This window comes from Peribacillus folii (assembly GCF_030271255.1).
GTDB lineage: Bacteria > Bacillota > Bacilli > Bacillales > DSM-1321 > Peribacillus.
This window is the reverse complement of record NZ_JASJOM010000005.1, coordinates 76,385-97,772: the sequence shown is the minus strand read 5'-3', so window position 1 is coordinate 97,772 and position 21,388 is coordinate 76,385. Positions and strand designations below refer to the sequence as shown.

The window sequence follows — 21,388 nt, the reverse complement described above, 5'->3', positions numbered from 1 at the left end:
TATGTATATTATATGCATTCAGCGCAAGTTGGATATTTTACTTTTACATAATAAGTAAATGTGAAGTAAATAAAAAAGTGTTGAAATGCAATGCCAATTATTAATGATTTCTGTTAACTAACATTGCAGTCCTTGTCGGTAAACACTGCTACATCAATTTAAGCTAAAGTTTCCGCGACCTATTCACAACACATGTGGAGTGTGTGGCGTTGATAGAGTTGAAATAGCTTTGTGGCAATAGGTTTAAATATGAAGTGTGTTTAAATGTTCTCTCGGACTATGGTTCGGGGGATTTTTGACCTTGTAAACCTCATTTAGATTAGTTAAGGTGAACCGTATCGTAAATGACATTAATTTTATTACTAGTAACATAAGACATTATATGAAATAAATGAAGATTATGCAGCTGCCCCCTCTGGTTAGCTGTTTTTTTATGGTAAATTCCATGCTATCATTATCTAGGTATTAAGGTTCAGGTATTAAACTATGTATTTTTATGTTTGAAGCACTCTCTCATACAACCACAGTCAGGAGCCAACCCCCATGATCATCGAGAAAAAGCTAATTGTCAATTCGGACAAGGGTAATTTATTAAATGAATTAATTTCTTCTATAAATGAGTGTGAAAGGTTTTATTTCAGTGTGGCCTTTATTAATTACAGTGGTCTTCAGCTGTTGTTGGATACTTTCAAGAACGCGGAGAAAAGGGGAGTAATGGGGAAGATTATTACTTCTACTTATCTGAATTTTACTGAAGCGAAGGCTTTAAAGAAGGTAAATGAGTTTAGTAATATTCATTTGAAGATTTTTGAAACGGATAAGGCGATTGGTTTTCATACGAAGGCGTATATTTTTGAATTTAAGGATCGTTACAAGGTGATTATTGGTTCATCAAATATTACGCAAAGTGCTCTTAAGAGTAATATTGAGTGGAATGTCGAGATTATTGCTAAAGAGGATGCTCAATTTTTGAAAGATGTACTAAAGGAATATGATGGCTTGTGGAATAGTAGTGTCGTAGCGGATGACAATTTCATAAGTAAGTATGAAGAGTTTTTGAGTAAATTAAAGGGCTATACGAATACGCAGCAATTTATTTATGAAAGCTCTGAATATATTGTTCCTAATAACATGCAAAAACGTGCGGTTGAAAACCTTGAAAGAATTAGATCGTTTGGGGAAAAGAAGGCCCTAGTTATCGCAGCAACAGGTACGGGTAAAACGTATATGTCTGCTTTTGACGTAAAGGGATTTAAGCCTAAAAGGTTATTGTTCATTGTACATAGAGAAGAAATATTAAAGAAGGCAAAAGATACCTTTGAAAAGCTCCTACCAAATGAAAAACGGACGTTTGGATTACTGACTGGAAATCAAAAGCAAAAACATGCTGATTATATTTTCTCCACCATTCAAACCTTGTCTAAATGCTACGAGGAATTTAAACGAGACGAATTTGATTATATTATTTTTGACGAGGCTCACCATGCGACAAGCCCTAGCTATCAAGCCGTGCTAGAATATGTCATCCCTCAGTTCACATTAGGGATGACAGCTACGCCAGAGAGAAGCGATCAACAAAATGTTTTTAACCTATTTGATAATAATGTTGCCCTGGAGGTTCGTTTACATGAGGCTTTAGAGGATGAACTGGTAATTCCCTTTCATTATTTTGGTATTACTGACATTGAGGGAATTGATTTAAGTGATGTAGATATTGACGATGTAGCGGAGATCACGAAGCGATTAAAGGTTAACGAGAGAGTCGATTTTATTATTAAGAATATGAACTTCTATGGTCATGACGGGGACAAAAGAAAAGGTCTAGGGTTTTGCGTAACCGTTGAACACGCACAATATATGGCACAGGAATTTAATAATAGAGGGATACAAAGTATCTGTTTATCTGGAAATGACTCAGTTGAGCTGAGAGCACATTATATAAGTAGATTAGAAGATGACCATGATGATTTAGAATTTATTTTCACCGTTGATATTTTTAATGAAGGTGTTGATATTCCTTCTGTTAATACTGTTTTAATGCTTAGACCTACTAATTCTCCGATCGTGTTTATTCAACAGCTAGGACGAGGACTTCGTAAGCATAAAGACAAGACTTTCCTAACAGTCCTTGATTTCATTGGGAACCATAGTAAAACGTTCTTAATTGCCATCGCATTAAATGGAAGCCGTTATTATGATAAAGAAAGTTTGAAGGTTGCAATTGCGACTGGCTTTGCCAATATTCCAGGCTGTACACATATCCAAATGGATAAAATCTCGGAAGAACGGATATTAGCTCAAATTGATAAGGAAAACTTTAATTCTTTGAAGTATTTGAAGGAAGAGTACTTTGAATTTAAGAAAATGAATCAAGGTAAAATGCCTTTATTATTAATGGATTATATGAAATTTGATGGTGCTCCGGATCCTATTAAGTTTATTAATCGCGAAAAAACGTATTTGCAATTTGTAGCTAAGGTAGAAAAAAACGATTCCTTGAAAAGGCTATTACTAGACGAAGCTTTTGAAGGTGTATTAAGGGAGTTATCAAGTAAGCTACCTATAAAGCGAGTATATGAGTTTGCGATTGCTAAATATCTATTGGATCATGCTGAGATTTCTTTAGAAACCGCAAAACATGAGATATTGAAGTTAGTTAAAGAGGTAGATGAAGATAGCGTATTGCATGCCTTTCAATGTCTAAATCAGGATTTTTATGATCCTGGTCAGAAAAAGAGGAACTTAAAGTTATTTGCTTTTGAAAATGGTCATTTTTCTAAAACAGCAACTTATGAGAAGGTTCTAGAGAATGATGAATATAGAGCATATATCGAGGATCTGATTTTTTATGGAATCTTTAGATATGAAAAGGAATTCAAAGAAGATTACTATGGTGTGCCACATTTAAAGCTGTATGAACAATACCAAATGGCTGATGCTGCATTATTATCAAATTATCGCAAAAGTCATAGTGCCTTTAGGGGTTCAGGTTTACTTTCGAATGGAAATGACTATTTCTTGTTTATTGATTTACACAAGGAAGAGGATATAAAAGAAAGCATTAATTACCACGATGAATTTATAAACGAGCGGATGTTTCAATGGCAGACTCCGAATAGTACTGCCCCAAGTTCTGAGAGAGGAAAGAATATTGTATTCAACCAGGATAGAGGGATCCATTTACATTTATTTATTAGAAAGTATAAAGAAATAGATGGAAAGACAGAACCTTATATTTATATCGGGAAGGGTAACACCGTAGAATATGAAGGAGAAAAGCCAATTACCGTTAAGATGGAATTAGAGAATGAAATCCCAGCTGGTTTATATACGGAGTTCACGAAAAGAGTATAGTCTTCTCATTTGAGAAGACTATTTTTTTCATTTATTAATTGCTCCACAGCTGGAATATCAGCAGGAGCCCATTTTAGGGAGCTTAAATTTTCTCGCTTTAACCATATCAGTTTAGAATGCTCATTGGCTGTTGGGGTACCTCCAATGATTCTACATTTTATTGACAGTAGGTTAATGATAAAGCCTTCATATTCATGTGTAGTATCATTAAAGACTGAAGTTTCTGTTTCAACCTTGCATTGTAATTCCTCATCTATCTCTCTTTTTAGAGCAGTAAAGAGATCCTCGCCTTTTTCTACTTTCCCACCTGGGAATTCCCACATGTTCGGGATGCTCATATCGGGAGAACGTAACGCACATAGTATTTCTTCTTTTTCATTTTCAATGATGGCTGCAACTACCTTAACTTGCTTTTTCATGTTATCCTCCTATAGGTTTGCTATGATTAGATCATATCATGATTAAGTGATGTTTGTGATAAATACAAAATCTGGGTACGTGATATAATTGTATGAAAACCTTTAAGGAGGCATATGTATGCCAGTCCATAATAAATTAGTTCGTGATCGGATTCCTGAAGTAATTGAAGCTACAGGAAAGAAGTTTACAACACGTGTGTTAGATGATAAAGAATACATAAAAGAATTGAAAAAGAAGAGCTTTGAAGAGCTGCAGGAATATGTAGAGACTGAAAGTAAAGAGGATGCGATTGAAGAGCTGGCCGATGTGTTAGAAATTCTTCATGCGCTTGCTGAATATCATGGGGCTTCTATCGAGGAAGTGGAGGAAGTACGAAAAAGTAAAGCGGATAAACGCGGGGGATTTAAGGAGAAGATCTATCTAATTGAGGTTGAAGATGAGTAAGGTCCAATTAATTACCAGTCAATTAGGATCACATCTATTGAAGCAGATTGATTCTGCTTCTTCTATTTGTATTTTAACCTCTTTTGTAATGAAATCTGGTGTTCAATATTTGAAGGAAGCATTAAAAGCAGCTGCGCAGCGTGGAGCGGAAATTAAAGTGTGTACGGGCGATTATTTGTTTGTGACCCAGCCAGAAGCATTAAGGCTGCTGCTAGAGATTGATGCAAGAATTGAGGTCAGGTTATGGAGGAGTAATGGGGTCTCCTTTCATCCTAAAGCTTATTTATTTCAAAAAGAAAATCAAGATAGCCTGTTCGTTGGATCATCTAATCTTTCGCGTTCAGCCTTAAGTAATGGAGTGGAATGGAGTCTTTCCGTTAGTGAGGATGAAGTGGTCTTTTCGCAAGGGCTGCATCTATTTTTAGAAACGTTTTATAGTGACCAAACGATTCCTTTAAATCAAGAAACGTTGAAAAATTATAAAGAAAGCTATGACAAGTTTCACATCACTAATCCAAATCTGCCAAAAAAATGGACAGAAACAGAGGAAGTGGATTTGATGCTTCCGAGTGAGGGTGATGAGTCTATTCCAACAACGGAGATCATTCATGAACCAACTGTGCCATACGGGAAGATATCTCCTCGATTTGCGCAAATAGAAGCATTAGAGGAATTAAATAAAACGATGGAAGAAGATTATGATAAGGCATTAGTCGTAATGGCGACAGGGTTAGGAAAGACATATTTAGCCGGATTCTTTGCGCGCAGTTTTAAACGAGTGCTGTTTATCGCTCATCTTGAAGAGATTTTATATCAGGCGAAGAAGTCTTTCCAAACGGTTATGCCCGAGGAGCGCTTTTCAATTTATAATGGCAAGGTGAAGGAAAGTGACGGACATACCATCTTTGCTTCGATTTACACGTTAAGCATGCAGCGGCATTTGCAAGTTTTTGATCCTGAAGAATTTGACTTGATTATCGTCGATGAGTTTCATCATGCAGCGGCTGAATCTTATCAACGGGTACTCGATTACTTCAAACCGAAATTTTTGCTTGGAATTACGGCCACACCAGATCGAAATGATAACAAGGACGTATACGCTATCTGTGGTGGAAATGTTGCATTCCGAATCGATTTTCTTGAGGCTATTCAACGGAACTGGTTAGCACCATTTAAGTATTTTGGTGTGTATGATCATACAGATTATAGTCAGATTACTTGGCTAGGAAATCGATATGATGAGCAGGAGTTGTTACAGCTTCAACTAAGAGATGAGATGGCTGAAAAGGTATTGAATGCGTGGAAGGACAAAAGAAAGACTCGTACAATTGGTTTTTGTTCATCCATTAAGCAAGCAGACTTTCTTTCTACCTTTTTTAATCAAAACGGATTTAGCGCAATTAGTCTGCATTCAAAGCAAAAAGACATCAATCGAGATGAAGCAATCAATCAGCTCGCAGATGGAGTTCTTGATGTTATTTTTACGGTCAATTTATTCAATGAGGGAGTCGATATTCCGGCGGTTGATACGCTGTTATTTGTTAGGCCAACAGAATCTTTAACGGTCTTTACCCAGCAGATTGGCAGAGGGCTACGGCTACATGACTCCAAGAATCATTGCGTTATTATTGATTTAATCGGTAATTATCGAAATGCAGATGTTAAATTAAGCTTGTTTGATACAGATCCGAATAGGAAGGCTAAAGCCATTGAACCGGTTGTTCCGGAGTTATGCGAGATACAATTAGATATCCAAGTTATTAATCTCTTAAAGGAAATGGCAAAAAAGAAGCAGCCTAGACGAGATACATTAGTAAATGATTATTTCCTATTAAAGCAGGAGTTAGGAAGAAGGCCATCTTATTTAGAATTACATTTAAAAGGTGCCTCTGAATCTCCGCAGTATCGGCAGGAATTTTCTTCATACTATGGTTTCCTGGAGTATGCTAAAGAGCATTCAGAGCAAGAATCAGACATCTTTCACCGCTATAAGCAATGGCTAGTGGAGGTAGAGAAAACAGGTATGGCGAAGAGCTATAAGATGGTTGTTTTGTTAGCAATGCTAGAGCGAGGAGAGGATAGCTGGTTCAAGCCCATCACTTCTAAGGAAGCAGCACCATTGTTTCATAGCTACTTAACAGAAGTAGAGTATCGAAAACAAATCGACTTTAGTGACAAATCCTCTAAAAAGCTATGGGATTACGATGAAGCAGGAGTTAGTAAGCTAATTTCAACAATGCCTATGTCTAAATGGAGTGGAAGCTCTAAAGGGCTAATTTCTTACGAGGATGATAGTTTTAAACTAAACTTTGATGTCAGATCAGAGGATCAGCGGGTTCTGTATAATATGACTAAGGATATATGTGAGTATCGGCTTCAGTATCACTTTGAGCGGAAGGCGAAGTAAAAAAATCAATACTAAAAAAGAGACATCACCAGATGGGAATGTCTCTTTCCCTCTACACGTTCCTTTTGTTGGGAGAATAGCCGGGTAATTACTTAACAGTTGTCAATGCAATCAACCCCTAGCATACCTAACCAATCACCCCTCCCCAGCAACCCCCACCTTCTTCCCTACACCTGCACCCTTCCCAAAAATAACGGAAAACACCACAATCACAGCGATTACAATTGTAAAATAGGTGATCGATTCTTTTAGGAATAGGGTGGCGAATAGGATCATCAAAAAGGGCTGGAGGTATTGGATTTGGCTGACTTTGGCTATTCCGCCCATGGCCATGCCGCTGTACCAGGCGACGTAGGCGAGGAATTGGCTGACGATGGCGAGATAGATGAAGCTGATCCAGGCTTGGATGGGGGCGTGGAGCATTTCGGTTGTCACGCTTAGGGCGACCGGAATGATGAAGAAGGGGGCGCCGATGATGATTGCCCAGGCGATCACCTGCCAGCTGCCTAGTTCCTTCGCTAATTTTCCTCCTTCCGCGTAGCTAAGGCCGAGGATGATCACGGCTGTCAGCAGGGCTAGGTCGGCATATTGCAGGGAACCGAATCCAAGGTGGAGGGCATAGACGATGACGGCCAAGGAGCCGATGGCGCTTGAGATCCAGAATTTGAGCGAGGGGATTTCGCCGGCCCGAAGCATGGCAAATCCGGCTGTCGCTAATGGCAATAGCGCCACTTCCACTGCGCCATGGGAAACGGGCAGGTCTTCCATGGCCCACGAGGTGAGGAGCGGAAAGCCTAAAACGGCGCCGAGCGCAACGATCAGGAGGCTTTTGAATTGTTTGAGTGAAGGCCGCTTTTCCTTGCGTATGACCAATACGACCGCGACTAACATGGCCGCAACGACCGTTCTGCCTAAGCCGACGACCGTCGTGCCGAAATGCTCGACGGCAATCCTCGTGGCAGGGAGCGTCAGACTAAAGCAAATCACCCCGATCAATCCCACTAATAAACCCATTTTTTCTCTATTTTCTCCTTGCATCCTATCCAGCTCCCATTCTGATAGTTGTTTCAAATCTGTACCATTGATAAAAAATGTTCTGCTATAATTACTATAATATGAGTACACATAAGATAAATAAACCAGTGTTTTATCAATCTGTCCTGGTACAGATCAGGGGGAGGACGATTTGATGAGCTCGAAATATGAAAAAATCATGGCGGACATGAAGCGCCGGCTGGAGGAGGGTTCGCTTACGGCAGGGAGTAAGCTTCCTTCTGTTCGGCAGGTGTCCGAGGATTATCGCTGCAGCAAGAACACGGTCATGAAAGCTTATGATGAGCTTGAAAAAGAGCATGTCATTTATTCGGTCCCGAAAAGCGGATATTATGTGGTCAATGACTTTCAACAAGCGAGGGAGGAGCGGGAGGTAATTGATTTTTTGTCTGCCGGTCCGGATAAAAATATCATGCCTTACGTCGAGTTTCAGCATTGTTTGAATCAAGCGATTGACCAATATAAAGAAGAGCTTTTTGCCTATTCCGATCCACAAGGGCTGTACTCGCTGCGCGTGCAATTGGTGAACTATCTGCAAAATCTGCAGGTGTTCACCGAGCCGGAAAGCTTGGTCGTTGTATCTGGCTCGCAGCAAGCCCTTCATTTATTGGTATCTTTGCCGTTTCCGAATGGGAAAAACAATATTTTGATCGAACAGCCTACGTATTTCGGCTTCATCGAGTCCCTCCATCTGCAGCAGGCGACCGTGTTTGGAATAGAATTAACGATGGAAGGAATTGATCTTGAGCGGCTGGAATATATGTTCCGGAATAATGATATTAAATTCTTCTATATCGTCCCGAGGTTTCACAATCCGCTTGGTCATGGTTATACGAATCGTGAAAAGAAAAAAATCGTCGAGCTGGCGGAAAAATACGATGTCTATATCGTCGAGGATGATATATTAGGAGACCTTGATCCGGATACGAAAGCAGATCCGCTATTTTCCTTTGATCCTTCGGGGCGGGTGATTTATATTAAAAGCCTTTCGAAAATTTTTCTCCCGGGGTTAAGGATCGGTACGGTCGTTCTGCCAGCAATCATGATGCGCGCTTTTTTGCAGGCTAAATTCTGTATGGATTTTACGAGCTCGGCCCTTTCCCAAGGTGCGCTGGAGATCTATTTGAAAAGCGGAATGTTCAATAGTCACCTAAAAAAAGTAAAAGAGGTGTACCGGACCAAGATGCGCATCGTGCAAGAAGCCTGTGAAGCATGGCTGCCGGCTAGCACCAGTTTTTCGAAACCAGCTTCAGGGTTTTATCTTTCGATCAGCTTGCCTGGGAATGTGAAGGCGAAGCAGGTCGTCCAGCGGCTGCACGAGCAGCATGTCTATGTGGATGATGCCTCGAGGATGTTTTTACCTCCATATAAAAAAGAAAACCTGATCCGATTGAGTATCTCCCAGGTGAATGAGAGCCAAATTCTCCCGGGGATCAAGCTGCTGGCTGAGTGCATTGCAATCCTTGACAGCAGGAAACATCATGGAACGCCGACCAACTTTTTGCCAATCTAGGGTAAGTGCGGATAAAAGTAGAAGCCCGCCAAAATGTGAACTTCACCTCCGATTGTTAGCCGTGTCTAACAATGGGGGGCTGTTTACATTGGCAGGTTTTTTTTGTTGTAGCTCCGATCAGTGGGCTGCCATGGAGCCGGGATTATTTTTATTGCGGCTAAAGGTTTTTATCTTAATAAAGAGAGCTGGGGTTCCGATATATAGGATGATTGAATGTTGAACATATATTGCATTTTAGGAGATGTAACGAGTTGAAAATTAAAACGAGATTGATCACTACAGTATCCATTCTTATTGGGACCATTCTAATATTGGGTAGCTTTGCTGTTTCTGTAATAAAGGCATCCTCTGAAAGGAATTCCGTCCTTCAGGATAAGTTGGAAATTCAGAAGAGTGTGATTGGAATTCAATATCGCCTTGCGGGTTTATCAAATGATGAACGGGCATTTATCATAACGGGGGATAAACAATTCACCGAAGGGATGGAAGAAAAAGCAAATGATGTATTTAAGAAAATCGAAACAATTAAGGCGCTTAATAAGGAAAAGGAACACGGGGAGAATATAAATGAGCTGGAAGAGAAGTTTAATGACTTTTGGGAAATGAACCAGCAGGTGATTAGCCTGTATAAAGAAGATCATGAAGGAGCCAAAAACCTGCACTTTGGGGAAGAAAGAACGCTTAGGAAAGAAGAGCTGGATCCTTCAGTGGATGAATTGGTGGAAACTCTTAATACGGATGTTAGCAATATCCAAGCTTTAAATGACCGTTATTCTCAGTTGAGTAGAGATGCCTTTCTCTTCCTCGCTATTGCTTCATCAATAGTTGGAATGACGTTATGTATTTTGCTGTTAAGGTCCATCCTGCAACCACTTGGAAGGTTAAATCGTCAATTAGAAGAAATAGCTACAGGTGATGCTGATTTAACCAAGCATATGGAGGTTACAGGCACTAACGAATTTGGTCAACTTGCTAAATCGTTTAATAGTTTCGTGGACTCGCTTAGACAAATGATTTCTCAAATTGGCATGTCATCTGAACAAGTGGCAGCTGCTTCTGAAGAGCTCTCGGCCAGTACCGAGCAGTCCATCGTAACATCGGATCACATTACGGAAACGATGCAAGAGATAACGGAGAAAAATCGCGAACAAAGCCAGTTGACAGGTAAAAGCTTAAAGTCGGTGAATGATTCACTTAACAGCATCGTTTCGGTTGCTTCGAATACATCAAAGGTAGCGGAAGTATCATCAACTATGAGAGAGCAAGCTGAGAGTGGTTCAAGCTCAGTAAAAGAAATGCTCGAGCAAATGAAAACGATCAATCTGTCAGTTGACATGGCCGATAAGGGAGTCACCTCATTGGTATTCAGCGCGACAAAAATCAAAGAAATCTCCACGCTGATTACCGATATTTCAGGTCAGACGAATCTACTTGCATTAAATGCTGCAATTGAGGCTGCTAGAGCCGGGGAGCATGGAAAAGGATTCGCCGTTGTTGCAGAAGAGGTTAGAAAATTAGCCGATCAAACGAACCAATCTGCTAATGACATCCATCAGCTCGTTTCAACGATCCAAAATGAATCAAACGACACTGTTACCAATATTCAAATTGTAAGAGATAACGTAGACTCTGGAATCAAGCATTCTGAAGAAACGGTAACAAACTTTGAGGAAATATTAATTTTTATTGAGCAGGTGACATCTCAAATTCAAGAAGTGGCAGCTTCTACCCAGTTTATAAAAAATGGCTTTGAAGAACTGCAGCTAACGATAGAAATCATTGCTGAAGGGTCACAGGAAACACTCTCCGGTACTGAAACAGCAGCAGCTGCCAGTGAACAGCAATTGGCCTCAATTGAGGAGGTTTCAAATGCGACCGTTTCGTTGAACAAATTGGCAGAGGAATTACAGGAGATGATTTCTCGCTTCAAGGCGTAACGAAAAATAGATAAAAAAGCCTTCTTAAATAGAGCTGCCCCTCCCATTGTTTGCCACAGCTAACAATGGGAGGGGCAGTTTTAATATGGCTATCGGTGTGTGCAATCGGGGTTTTCACATGAAGCATAAAACGATGCTTCGGTTATTGAATTAAGATGGGAGTAAAGTGTCTGTAGCGTATGAAGAGTGACCTTAAAAGGCATGAGCCCGGTTGGTTTCCGGATTCATGCCCCTTTTGGGTTCACTTCATCATTTATGGCAGTACATTGCCTGCCGCGCGATAGATGCTATACCATTCTTCGCGTGTTAGCTTGATTTCGGTTGCCTGGCAGCAATCCTTTAAGCGGCCTACATTCATCGTTCCGATAACCGGCTGCATATGCGCGGGATGGCGCAGGATCCATGCGATGGCAATCGTCGTGTTGCTGACGTCATATTTGCGAGCGACTTCATCAATCTGTTTGTTCAATTCAGGGAACTTGTCGTTTCCGAGGAAAACGCCTTCAAAGAATCCGTATTGGAAGGGTGACCAAGGCTGAATCGTGATATCGTTCAGTCTGCAAAAATCAAGCACACTGCCGTCGCGGTTCACGGCTTGTTCATTTTCCATATTCACATTGAAGCCATTGGAAATCATGTTGGCGTTGGTGATGCTTAATTGCAGCTGGTTGGCGACGATCGGCTGCTTCACCGATTTTTTCAGCAGCTGGATTTGCATCGGATTTTGGTTGGAAACGCCGAAGTGGCGCACTTTTCCCGAGGTTTCCAGAATATCGAAGGCTTCTGCCACTTCTTCCGGCTCCATTAACGTATCCGGGCGGTGAAGAAGAAACGTATCCAGATAGTCCGTTTTTAAGCGCTTCAGGCTTGCGTCCACCGATTCGAGGATATGTTCTTTGGAAAAGTCGAACATCCCCTTGCGGATGCCGCACTTCGATTGCACGATGATCTTTTCCCGAATGCTTGCGTTCATCCCGATCGCGTCGGCGAATATTTCCTCACACTCGCCGCTGCCATAAATATCGGCATGGTCGAAGAAGTTTGCGCCCAATTCCAGCGCCGTTTGCACAAACTGCTCCGCCTCGGTCTTGTCCAGCGAATTGATGCGCATGCAGCCGACGGAAACGACCGGCACCTCTAATGTACTGCTTCCAAGCTTCATTGTCCTCATGAATGAAATCCCCCTTATTTGTCATGAAGTACAGAGTCACCATGACTCTCTTCACGTCACACGTAAATCTGCGTCTCTCTTTTTGATTGTGACATACACTGCTGGAAGTTTTCAAGATTTAGCATAGGCTTAAGGGAAATTCATGGAATGCTATTTTATATTTCACAAGGATGGGAACTTGCTATTCCTATCATGTTTGTGTGTTTCAGCTTTAATCTCTTTAGCTGAAAATGTTATTTAAGAATGTAAGTATATAAAATATACCTGTAGATAAAACACTCTCTTTCAAGTGTCCTAACTACAGGTACCAGGTTAATTAATCAGCATTTCTTATCTTTTTTTCTAATTGCTCAATTCGTTCCTTTAATTCTGTATCTCTTTCTTTCGATTTATAATTAACGTACCGCAGAAGACTTAATAATCCGCAGAAGCTTGCTAAAATACTCCAAGTACCAGCATCCATGTTTAATTACTCCTTTAGTAAGGTTGTGAGGAATAAAAGTAAGTAGTATAGCTTTTAACAAATCCTGAGCTATAGTTATTATATTGATAATAATTTCTTCTTTCTTTAACATAAGTAGAATCACCTATTTTATTTGATTGCCAGAATTTAATATAGAATGTTTTATAAACTTTATCTCCTATAAAACCAACAATTCCAGTTATTCCACTTATTGTTCCGAGTACAGGATGTTTTAATTTGAAAGAAGCTGCAGCTGTTCCAGCAGAAACAACTGTTAATATTTCAACTAGTGCTTTGTTCGTTTTTTTAAACGGACCTCTTTCTTTACCATAAGCTGCTCTTGCCATTGGTGATTGGGTAATATCCTCGGAATAGGGATTAAAATCTACATATTCTGTAATCAACAAAGGTAATATTTGACCACTTTCTGAATACAAGTTAACATTTTCACCTTCTTCTAGTTTAATTTTAAATGGTATTCCATCTATTATAAAAATTACATCACCAGTTTCTTGATTAGCTTCAATGAATGTATATATATCTTGATTTATATCATGTTGTATAACGCTAATTGATTCTTCTGACTCTTCTTGGTATATTATATCATTATTATCTACATCAACTAGATTTAGTACAGAGAAATCTCCTTTTAAATTATCATTTTGTGTAATAGATAAGCTTCTAGGTTTAATTTTTAATTTACTCTCATTAACTAAATCTTGATATTCAAGAAGTGCATTTTTATCTTTGATTTCATCTAGATAATTAGCAAATTCTATATTTGTATCAAGAACTCTTTCTTGTGCATTTGCTGATTTCACTGGTAAAAGTATGGAAAGGATTAATATTAGCGCTAGAATTAAGTAGGTAATTCTTTTCATTTTTTTCTCTCCTTTTATTTATTTTATAGTTCAATGTTCTCATGTTCTCACTTTTAATAATAGGACTTACTTTTTGAGAAAATATGTGTATAATTGTAATGTTATATAATATTTACTATAGATGGATAATTTTACCAAACTAGTATCCGTGTCAAAGACACTAATAATAAAAGAGGTTAAGCTGCTTGAAGATGATTCCTATATTGAATAGGGTCATCTTTTTTAGATTCCACTGATGACGGTAATTGTTATAGTAAGTAAGAATTGATTTCTCACTGACTTCTTTTTAAGTGCTTTTATCTCCTTAGTTGAAAATGTTATTTTACTCATGATGTCTTCTAGTCCCCGGATTGTGAACACTCTTCTTCAAGTGTCTCAACGAGTTGACCTACTTTTTTAAAACACCCAAATATGTATCATTTCCTATCTCACCAAAGCAAAAAATCCTATCCTATCGGAATCGTGCTGTTCATGAACAGAGAGAAGGTTATGGAATGAATAAAGTACATAATCATCCGTTTCATCCCATATATAAAATGGAGGAATCTATATTTTTAAAAGGAGGTATATCCGATGTTTGTTGAGGTAGAAAAAGATGTAGATATTTATGTGCATGATATTGACCCTGGCCCTGGTAGTAAGCCCGTTTTTTTCGTTCATGGTTGGCCTTTAAATCATAAAATGTTTGAATATCAATTTAACATATTACCAGAATACGGTTTCCGCTGCATCAGTATGGATATTCGAGGAAATGGACATTCTGATAAGCCATGGGGAGGGTATACATATAATCGCTTAGCGGATGATATTGCTAAAGTGTTAGGTGCTCTTCAAATAGAGAATGCGACATTACTTGGTTTTTCTGTAGGCGGCGCTATATCAATTCGGTATATGACCCGATATGGTGGCCGCCATTTTTCAAAATTAGTATTGGTAGATGCTGTTTCACCATCTTTTGTAAAAAACACGCAGTCTCCCTATGGAGTTTCTAAGGAACAAGCGGATGCGCTTACTCATTCAATGTATATAAATAGACCTAAGTTCCTGCAAGATGTGTCGTTAATGTTTTTCAACCGAAACTTAGGACCTGATATGTTGGATTGGTTTGTTGGTCTTGGACTTGAATCCGCTTCATACGCTCTCATTAAAATATTACAAGCAGCAGCAAATGAAGATGTCACAAAAGATTTAGCCCAAATTAATGTTCCAACGGCCATTTTTCATGGCGTTCATGATCAACTAATCCCGTTCCAAAGCGGTCAACTGACCCAAAAACAAATTAAGGGGTCTCAACTATACCCTCTCAATAATAGTGGACACGGAGCCATGATTGAACAAGCAGAAGATTTTAACAAAGCGCTTATCCAGTTTTTACAATCTTAACTTCTTCGGAGCTCTTTGAAGCATTTCATCATACTCCCCTTAGCAGTACACAAATTTTTTCACCATCTTCCAGAATATTGGATGAGGAATCCAAAGAATAAAAAAAGTGTCCAGTTTCCCTGAACACTTACGGATGAATCGTCACCAATGTCCCGATCGGTACGATTTTTGATAATTCCTCGACATCGTGGTTGTGCATGCGGATGCAGCCCTTGGATACGGCTCGCCCGATCGAGCTTGGATCATTCGTTCCATGAATCCCGTAGTGTTCCTTGGATAAACTCATCCACATCGTTCCGAATGGACCGCCGGGGTTGGGGTCTTTATTGACGATGATGAATTGGCCTGTCGGGGTCCCGTACAGTATCCTGCCAACGGCGATCGGGTATTGCTTTTGCACGGCGCCATCCTTCAGCAGCCGCAGTGTGCGGTTGTTGATCGAGACGTCGATTTGATAGGGAAGGGAGTCTGGGGGAGGAAAGCCGGGAATCACGATTGCCTGGCCAGGGTAAATGACGTTCGGGTTCAGGTTCGGGTTGGCTAGGATGATCGCTGCCAGCGGCGTCCGGTAGTCTTTGGAAATCTGCCCCAGCGTTTCCCCCTGCTTGACTGTATGGATCATCTAATCACCTCCATCGGGTATCGTATTCACCCTATATTGTATGTGAAGGCGGTAAAGTGTTTCGTGACGATCACGCAGGCAGGCTGTTATCTGTTTTTAATAAAACGTAGTGTTCCAGTAAATAAGCCGAAAAGAAACCGACATGATTGTTTGATACAATCCATTTTTTATCGAGTCGGATTTTAACGTGAAAGAGGAGGAATGCAGGTGGAGGAGCATGTGAAAAAGGCTTTGGTTGAATGGAATGAGGAAATCAGCGACGTGCTGAACGGGATTGAAAAGGAATATGAGGACGTGAAACGTGAGCTTCAGGTTTATTCCTACAAATTCAATATCACCAAGCAGGTTGTCCAATCGACAATCAATGATGAAATTATCCGCAACATCCGTGAGCTGTATCATAAGCCCTTTGAACAGAAGCTGAACGAGTTGAAGGGATCGATCAAGGAGCTGGAGGAAAAGAGAAAGGTTTTCCACATGTTCGCGGATAAGATTGCGAAGGTCAGTGAAAAAGAGGAAGGAAAGCCGCAGGCCTCTCTTATCTAAGTGGGCGCCCTTATCCCCGCGGCGCTGCTTTGTCTTGTCCTTGTTTACATACGGCATCAACCTGGGTATCATGCTAAAAAAGAGGAAATGAGGGTATATGATGTGGAATGCGGTCTTTTGGGGAGGAGTTTCGGGTTCTGCCGTCCTGCTTGGCGCACTTGCGGCCATTTTCATCCCGATCAAGAAAAACATCATTGGCTATATCATGGCATTCGGTACGGGGGTATTGATCGGGGCAGCTGCCTATGAGCTGCTTGCCGATTCGGTGGAAGATGGCGGACTCTGGTCAACGGCGATCGGATTCATAGCCGGGGCCATCGTGTTTACGGTCCTGGATTTCCTTGTTTCCAAAAAAGGTGCCGATCAACGGAAACGCTCCAATAATAGCTCGTCGAAGGAGGCGGGTCTGGCGATTTTCATCGGAACGGTGATGGATGCCATCCCGGAGTCGATCATGATTGGCGCGAGTCTCTTAAGCGGCGGCTCGGTCAGCTGGCTGTTGGTCATCGCCATCTTCATCAGTAACATTCCAGAAGGGCTCTCAAGTACGACGGGCTTGCTCAATAGTAACTATTCCAAAAAGAAAATCATGCTGCTGTGGTTTTCCGTACTGGTCATTTCATCTCTATCCTCGATGGGCGGTTATCTATTCCTCGACCATGCCCCGGATTATGCGATGGCAGCGATGGCAGCCTTTGCAGGAGGCGGGATCATCGCCATGATTGCGTCCACGATGATGCCGGAAGCCTTTGAGGACGGAGGACCGATCACCGGGATATTCACCGCTGCCGGCCTGCTCATCTCCTTGATTCTTGATTCGATGTGAAGCATGGAAAGTTCCCCTTGGTAAGCTGGGGGCTTTTTTTATGTACCGGATCACCCTAATAAATCTATCAGCGCCGCGAAAAATTGCTGGTGTTAAAATACCATTTCAAAACATATATTCAACTAATGCGATATATTAGATTTTAGACATTGGGGAGATGGAGAGATGAACTTCGAGATGCAAATCGCGAATATGCTGGCAGATCAACTCAAGGGCTTTATTGAATTCGTCCAAAAACACCATCGAGATAAAAACAATATCTTTTGTTTACATAGAGATAAATTGCTTCAATTGAAGCTGCTTGTCGAGGAGTTCAGATTTCAGGTGCTGGCAGATGAGCTGAAACGGATCAATCGATTCACCTGGGATGAAAACTACACTCTTTTATTGATTGATAGATTCAGGAAAGGGTATATCATCATTGATGAATACGTAGGAAACCACTACGAGGATTTATTCATTTTCACCGCCAGGCTGCACACATTGAACAGCCTGAGCTTGTTATTTTGCAAGGAGGAATGAGGCCTTGCAAGGGAAAGAGGCGCATGTGACATCCTGCGCCTCTTTTAGATATAGCTTATTTGCTCGATACCGTGGAGATATATTGCTTGACCACTTCATACACATATCCTTGATTGGCGGCTGCTGTATTCGGGTCATATTTTCCGCCATTCACTTTATTGTTCGACAACACCCGTATTCCCAAGAAGGGAACATCATACGCTTTGGCAATCTGGGCTGCGGCGGCGCCTTCCATCTCTTCTACAGATGAACCGTATTTCGTATGGAACCATTTAATCCGATCGACTTCATTATTCCAAACATCCGCCGAACCGATCGTCCCATCGACAATCTTGCCTTTCGTGTACGTTTCCTTAACGGCATGCGCGGCGGCAAGCAAATCCTTATCACCTTCGTAGAAGCGCGGCTTTTCCGCATTAGGATCTTCCCCTGCACTGCCTTCGGACGCCATCAGGTCCATCGGCTTCCAGCTGGTTGGATCGATGCCTTCGTTTTCAGCTTTATCTGCCGTTTTCAATGACCCTAGGTTTACCGTTTTTTTGCCCAAAACAATATCAAAAACGTTTAAGCTTGGGTCATGTCCGCCGGATGTTCCTTGATTGATGATCGCAATCGGGTTATATCGTTCAATCGCCACGGCTGTTGCGGCAGCGGTATTTTCCATCCCTTTACCCGTTTTGGCGACGATGACCGGGTAATCATCTAACGTTCCGATGTAAAAAACGAAATCCCCTGATTTTTCTTCTTTCACATCCTCCAATTTTTCGGCAAAATGCTCCGCTTCGATTGGCATCGGACCTTGAACCATGATCGGCCTTTGTGCCTTTGTTTCTGTCGCTTCATCGTTGGGAGCCGAACTGCAAGCGGAAGCCATCGTGACGAGCAGTAATATAAGGATTCCTAGTATCGAGTATTTTTTCAACAAGTTGTTTTTCATTTCGATCTCCCCCTCTTGATGCACTCGCAGGTTTATCTGAAAGAAAAAAGCCCCAGAACGGCAGACTGATTCTGCCTCCTGGAGCTGCGAAAGTCAAAGCATTGCGAAGTTCCTGCCCAAATATGTGGTGCAGGAACATACTTTAACTCGTAGTCCAGTTCTTTCAGACGGGAACCAGGTAGAAACGCTCGGACCATATTTCCAAGCTTATACGAGTAATGATATGTACTATTATTCTTTTGCTAATATATCAAAGGATGGAGGGGAAATCAATAAAAAAGTGAACATTTTTTTATTTTGGTTTTATAATGTTCGTGTTTTGTGTATTTTTTTCTAGAGTTTTTTTAAGGATGAGAGAAAAGGAAGGGAAATGATGAGGAATAGAGGAGCAATGATCTTAATGGAAAAAAATGAAGTAGCCTTGATCCGAAGATATAGAGACGGGAATTTCTACTATGTCTTCCCGGGCGGCGGCATTGAAAAAGATGAAACGCCTGCACAAGCGGCAAAAAGGGAAGCATTAGAGGAACTGGGCCTTGTGGTGAAGGTAAAAGAATGCATCGCAGTGATCCCGTATCATGGAATGCAATACTTTTTCTTAGGCGATATCATCGATGGGGTACTCGGAACGGGAAAAGGAGAAGAGTTCACGGAGGAAAACGGAGAAAGAGGAACCTATCAGCCTTTATGGGTAAAAATAGAGGACCTTTCCACGTTGGATGTACGGCCAAAAGAAGTAGCCGCAAAAGTGCAAAGCTTATATAAAGAGTACAAATCCTATCATTAGAAAGGACCATTGTAGTCCTTCCTAATCTAGTTTTGAAAACGTGCTCTGTCACAGTTTGTCATGTTCTATCGTTATCACGACATTTCCCTTTTTATGTCCTTGTTCCACATATCGATGGGCTTCGGGGATTTGCTCGAACGGGTAGCATTTATCGATGACGGGTTTTAGCTTTCCTGTTTCGATGAGCTCTTTAAGATAAAGTAAATCTTCGGGAAGGATCTTGGCTATTCCCTGGCCTTCCACTGACACGTAGCGTCCATGCGGAGTCAAGAGCTTTTTGCAGCTGGTTTTGGAGCTTTTTCCGACGGCATCAAAGATGATATCGTAACGCTCCTGGCGCTTGGTGAAATCCCCTTTTTTATAATCGATAAGTTTATCGGCTCCTAGCGATTTGACCAATTCAAAATTAGCGGCACTGCATACGCCAGTAACTTCAGTGCCTAAGCATTTTGCCAGCTGAACCGCGGAGGTCCCCACAGCCCCGGAAGCGCCGTAGACGAGAACCTTTTGCCCAATCCCGATTTTTCCTTTTCGAAAAAAATGCAGCGCCGTCGTGCCTCCAAATGAGAGGACGGCCGCCTCCTGATAGGAAAGGCTGGCCGGTTTCAAGGCCACGGCTCCATTTTCAGGCAAGCATGTGTATTCGGCATTAGCGCCGAAATTCATGCCTGTCATCGCAAAAACCTCGTCGCCGATGTTGAATTTTTCTACCTTCGCTCCTGTTTCAACCACTTCCCCTGCCAGCTCCACGCCCAGTATGGCTTTGCGCGGTTTGGTAAGGCCCAGGAAGATCCGCATCGGGAGCCAGAGCAAGAAAGGGCTATCGAAACGGCGGACTCTTATGTCTCCTGAGGCAACTGTTGCGGCATGTATCTTTACGAGGATTTCATTGTGCTTGGGTCTTGGTTTTGCCACTTCCTTTAGCTTCAGTACATCGGGTGAACCATATTGGGTGCATACCATTGCCTTCATATGCGAGTCTCCTTCGTAAACGAATCAATCTGTTCATCTTATGATGGGAGTCTTCATACATGCAAAAAAGCCGTGAATATTCCCTGAGGAATTCACGGCTTTCCTTTTCATTTCGGTTGATCGTCGCATTGCACGAAATGAATTCCTTCCTCCAGCATCTTCAATAATTCTTTTAAGGCGTAGGATTGGTAGGCGTCTTTTTTGGTGATGATCCCGAGCTTCCAATAAAGCTCCGAGTGTTTAAGCGGCTTGATCTTCACATTTTCATTGTTTTGCTTACGATAGATCGATCTGGGCAGGAGGGTGATGCCGAGCTTGGATGAGACGAGCTCGATGATCAAATCCCATTGTGAGCTTTGGTATGAGATGTCCGGGGTGAATCCGTCCTTTTCACATGCCTGGATGATGTAGTCATGCAGGGTGAAATCTTCAGAGAAAAGGATGAATTTCTCTTCTTTCAGTTCAGCTAAGGAGACGGCGGTTTGCTGTGCAAGCCTGTGATCTTCGTGAAGGAATAACACGAATTCGTCTTCAATGAAGGGGGTAATATGGAAGGTTGCCTCACTGGCTGGCAACACGACGATGCCGAGATCGATTTCGCCCTCTTCGACAAGCTTGCCGATCAGCTTGGCTCCAAGCTCCACCAATTGAAGCGAAACCTTCGGATAACGTTCCTGGAAGCTGCGGGCAATTTCTGGAAAGAATAGGGTGCCAATCAGCGGCGGAATGCCAATTTTCACCTCGCCTGTCGTAATATCCCTGAGATCATCGAGGAGCACGTTCAATTCCGATAAGGCCGCGAAGGCTTTTTGGCTTTGCTGGTAGACGATTTGCCCGGCATCGGTAAGCCGCAGGTGTCTCGTGGAGCGGTCGAATAGCTCGACGCGCAGTTCTTCCTCGAGTTTTTTGACGGCTTTACTCAACGATGGCTGGGTTAAATAAGAATGGGCCGCAGCATTTGTAAAGCTCTTATGAAGGGCTACCTCCATGAAGGATTTTAAATCTCGAAATTCCATATATCGCTCGCTCCCATTTATTCTCTGTTCGAATTGATTCTATTCTTTTTATTCATTTTACTTATAAATTAAGTGGATGTAAACTATATGAAGATAAAAAAAGCAAGTATATATTACCCTAAATCAAAAAAACA

19 protein-coding genes and 1 riboswitch are annotated in these 21,388 nt (G+C 41.5%); of the genes, 10 read left to right on the top strand and 9 right to left on the bottom strand.

What is annotated here, in order from left to right:
* Positions 1–543: 543 nt before the first annotated feature.
* A complete protein-coding gene (locus QNI08_RS09755; RefSeq protein ID WP_285767238.1) occupies positions 544–3,354 on the top strand; it encodes a DEAD/DEAH box helicase in 2,811 nt (936 codons plus the stop codon).
* A gap of 5 nt (positions 3,355–3,359) precedes the next feature.
* On the opposite strand, the gene QNI08_RS09750 is transcribed toward QNI08_RS09755, so the two are convergent.
* The gene (locus QNI08_RS09750; protein WP_285767237.1) at positions 3,360–3,773 is read right to left on the bottom strand and encodes a (deoxy)nucleoside triphosphate pyrophosphohydrolase; all 414 of its coding nucleotides are present in this window, start codon (positions 3,771–3,773) and stop codon (positions 3,360–3,362) included.
* A gap of 118 nt (positions 3,774–3,891) precedes the next feature.
* Between QNI08_RS09750 and QNI08_RS09745 the strand changes: the two genes are divergently transcribed.
* Positions 3,892–4,218, top strand: coding sequence for a nucleoside triphosphate pyrophosphohydrolase (locus QNI08_RS09745; RefSeq protein ID WP_285767236.1), 327 nt, complete (start codon positions 3,892–3,894; stop codon positions 4,216–4,218).
* A complete protein-coding gene (locus QNI08_RS09740; protein ID WP_285767235.1) occupies positions 4,211–6,625 on the top strand; it encodes a DEAD/DEAH box helicase family protein in 2,415 nt (804 codons plus the stop codon). Before QNI08_RS09745 ends, QNI08_RS09740 begins: the two co-directional genes overlap by 8 nt.
* Positions 6,626–6,760: 135 nt before the next feature.
* On the opposite strand, the gene QNI08_RS09735 is transcribed toward QNI08_RS09740, so the two are convergent.
* On the bottom strand, positions 6,761–7,663 hold the full coding sequence (locus QNI08_RS09735; RefSeq protein WP_285767234.1) for a DMT family transporter: 903 nt from the start codon (positions 7,661–7,663) through the stop codon (positions 6,761–6,763).
* Between the two features lie 151 nt (positions 7,664–7,814).
* Between QNI08_RS09735 and QNI08_RS09730 the strand changes: the two genes are divergently transcribed.
* Together QNI08_RS09730 and QNI08_RS09725 are read left to right on the top strand one after the other, a co-directional pair.
* The gene (locus tag QNI08_RS09730) at positions 7,815–9,191 is read left to right on the top strand and encodes an aminotransferase-like domain-containing protein (protein WP_285767233.1); all 1,377 of its coding nucleotides are present in this window, start codon (positions 7,815–7,817) and stop codon (positions 9,189–9,191) included.
* A 251-nt stretch (positions 9,192–9,442) separates the two neighbouring features.
* Complete coding sequence (locus tag QNI08_RS09725; RefSeq protein WP_285767232.1) at positions 9,443–11,128, top strand: methyl-accepting chemotaxis protein; 1,686 nt, start codon at positions 9,443–9,445, stop codon at positions 11,126–11,128.
* Between the two features lie 253 nt (positions 11,129–11,381).
* Here QNI08_RS09725 and QNI08_RS09720 read toward each other — a convergent pair whose 3' ends face one another.
* The 3 genes from QNI08_RS09720 to QNI08_RS09710 form a co-directional block, all read right to left on the bottom strand.
* The gene (locus QNI08_RS09720; protein WP_285767231.1) at positions 11,382–12,299 is read right to left on the bottom strand and encodes an aldo/keto reductase; all 918 of its coding nucleotides are present in this window, start codon (positions 12,297–12,299) and stop codon (positions 11,382–11,384) included.
* Positions 12,300–12,615: 316 nt separating this feature from the next.
* A complete protein-coding gene (locus QNI08_RS09715) occupies positions 12,616–12,762 on the bottom strand; it encodes a hypothetical protein (RefSeq protein ID WP_285767230.1) in 147 nt (48 codons plus the stop codon).
* 14 nt (positions 12,763–12,776) lie between these two features.
* A complete protein-coding gene (locus QNI08_RS09710) occupies positions 12,777–13,643 on the bottom strand; it encodes a hypothetical protein (RefSeq protein WP_285767229.1) in 867 nt (288 codons plus the stop codon).
* A gap of 573 nt (positions 13,644–14,216) precedes the next feature.
* Between QNI08_RS09710 and QNI08_RS09705 the strand changes: the two genes are divergently transcribed.
* Positions 14,217–15,026: an alpha/beta fold hydrolase gene (locus QNI08_RS09705; RefSeq protein WP_285767228.1), complete on the top strand. Its 810-nt coding sequence runs from the start codon at positions 14,217–14,219 to the stop codon at positions 15,024–15,026.
* 127 nt (positions 15,027–15,153) lie between these two features.
* Here QNI08_RS09705 and QNI08_RS09700 read toward each other — a convergent pair whose 3' ends face one another.
* Positions 15,154–15,648: a L,D-transpeptidase family protein gene (locus QNI08_RS09700; protein ID WP_285767227.1), complete on the bottom strand. Its 495-nt coding sequence runs from the start codon at positions 15,646–15,648 to the stop codon at positions 15,154–15,156.
* 201 nt (positions 15,649–15,849) lie between these two features.
* Here QNI08_RS09700 and QNI08_RS09695 point away from each other — a divergent pair, with 201 nt between their 5' ends.
* The 3 genes from QNI08_RS09695 to QNI08_RS09685 all read left to right on the top strand — a co-directional run bounded on the left by QNI08_RS09695 (position 15,850) and on the right by QNI08_RS09685 (position 17,542).
* The gene (locus tag QNI08_RS09695) at positions 15,850–16,194 is read left to right on the top strand and encodes a hypothetical protein (protein WP_483313767.1); all 345 of its coding nucleotides are present in this window, start codon (positions 15,850–15,852) and stop codon (positions 16,192–16,194) included.
* A gap of 100 nt (positions 16,195–16,294) precedes the next feature.
* Positions 16,295–17,020: a ZIP family metal transporter gene (locus tag QNI08_RS09690; RefSeq protein ID WP_285767494.1), complete on the top strand. Its 726-nt coding sequence runs from the start codon at positions 16,295–16,297 to the stop codon at positions 17,018–17,020.
* A gap of 165 nt (positions 17,021–17,185) precedes the next feature.
* Positions 17,186–17,542, top strand: a complete 357-nt coding sequence (locus QNI08_RS09685) for a hypothetical protein (protein WP_285767225.1) — start codon at positions 17,186–17,188, stop codon at positions 17,540–17,542.
* A 55-nt stretch (positions 17,543–17,597) separates the two neighbouring features.
* On the opposite strand, the gene QNI08_RS09680 is transcribed toward QNI08_RS09685, so the two are convergent.
* On the bottom strand, positions 17,598–18,479 hold the full coding sequence (locus QNI08_RS09680; RefSeq protein ID WP_285767224.1) for a 5'-methylthioadenosine/S-adenosylhomocysteine nucleosidase: 882 nt from the start codon (positions 18,477–18,479) through the stop codon (positions 17,598–17,600).
* 130 nt (positions 18,480–18,609) lie between these two features.
* Positions 18,610–18,714: riboswitch (purine riboswitch) on the bottom strand.
* A 135-nt stretch (positions 18,715–18,849) separates the two neighbouring features.
* On the opposite strand from QNI08_RS09680, the gene QNI08_RS09675 reads away from it, so the two are divergent.
* Positions 18,850–19,266, top strand: a complete 417-nt coding sequence (locus QNI08_RS09675; protein ID WP_352231212.1) for an NUDIX hydrolase — start codon at positions 18,850–18,852, stop codon at positions 19,264–19,266.
* 48 nt (positions 19,267–19,314) lie between these two features.
* On the opposite strand, the gene QNI08_RS09670 is transcribed toward QNI08_RS09675, so the two are convergent.
* Together QNI08_RS09670 and QNI08_RS09665 are read right to left on the bottom strand one after the other, a co-directional pair.
* Positions 19,315–20,238 carry an NAD(P)-dependent alcohol dehydrogenase gene (locus QNI08_RS09670; protein ID WP_285767223.1) on the bottom strand — a complete coding sequence of 308 codons (924 nt, stop codon included), beginning with the start codon at positions 20,236–20,238 and terminating at the stop codon, positions 19,315–19,317.
* 107 nt (positions 20,239–20,345) lie between these two features.
* A complete protein-coding gene (locus QNI08_RS09665; protein WP_285767222.1) occupies positions 20,346–21,254 on the bottom strand; it encodes a LysR family transcriptional regulator in 909 nt (302 codons plus the stop codon).
* Positions 21,255–21,388: the final 134 nt, after the last annotated feature.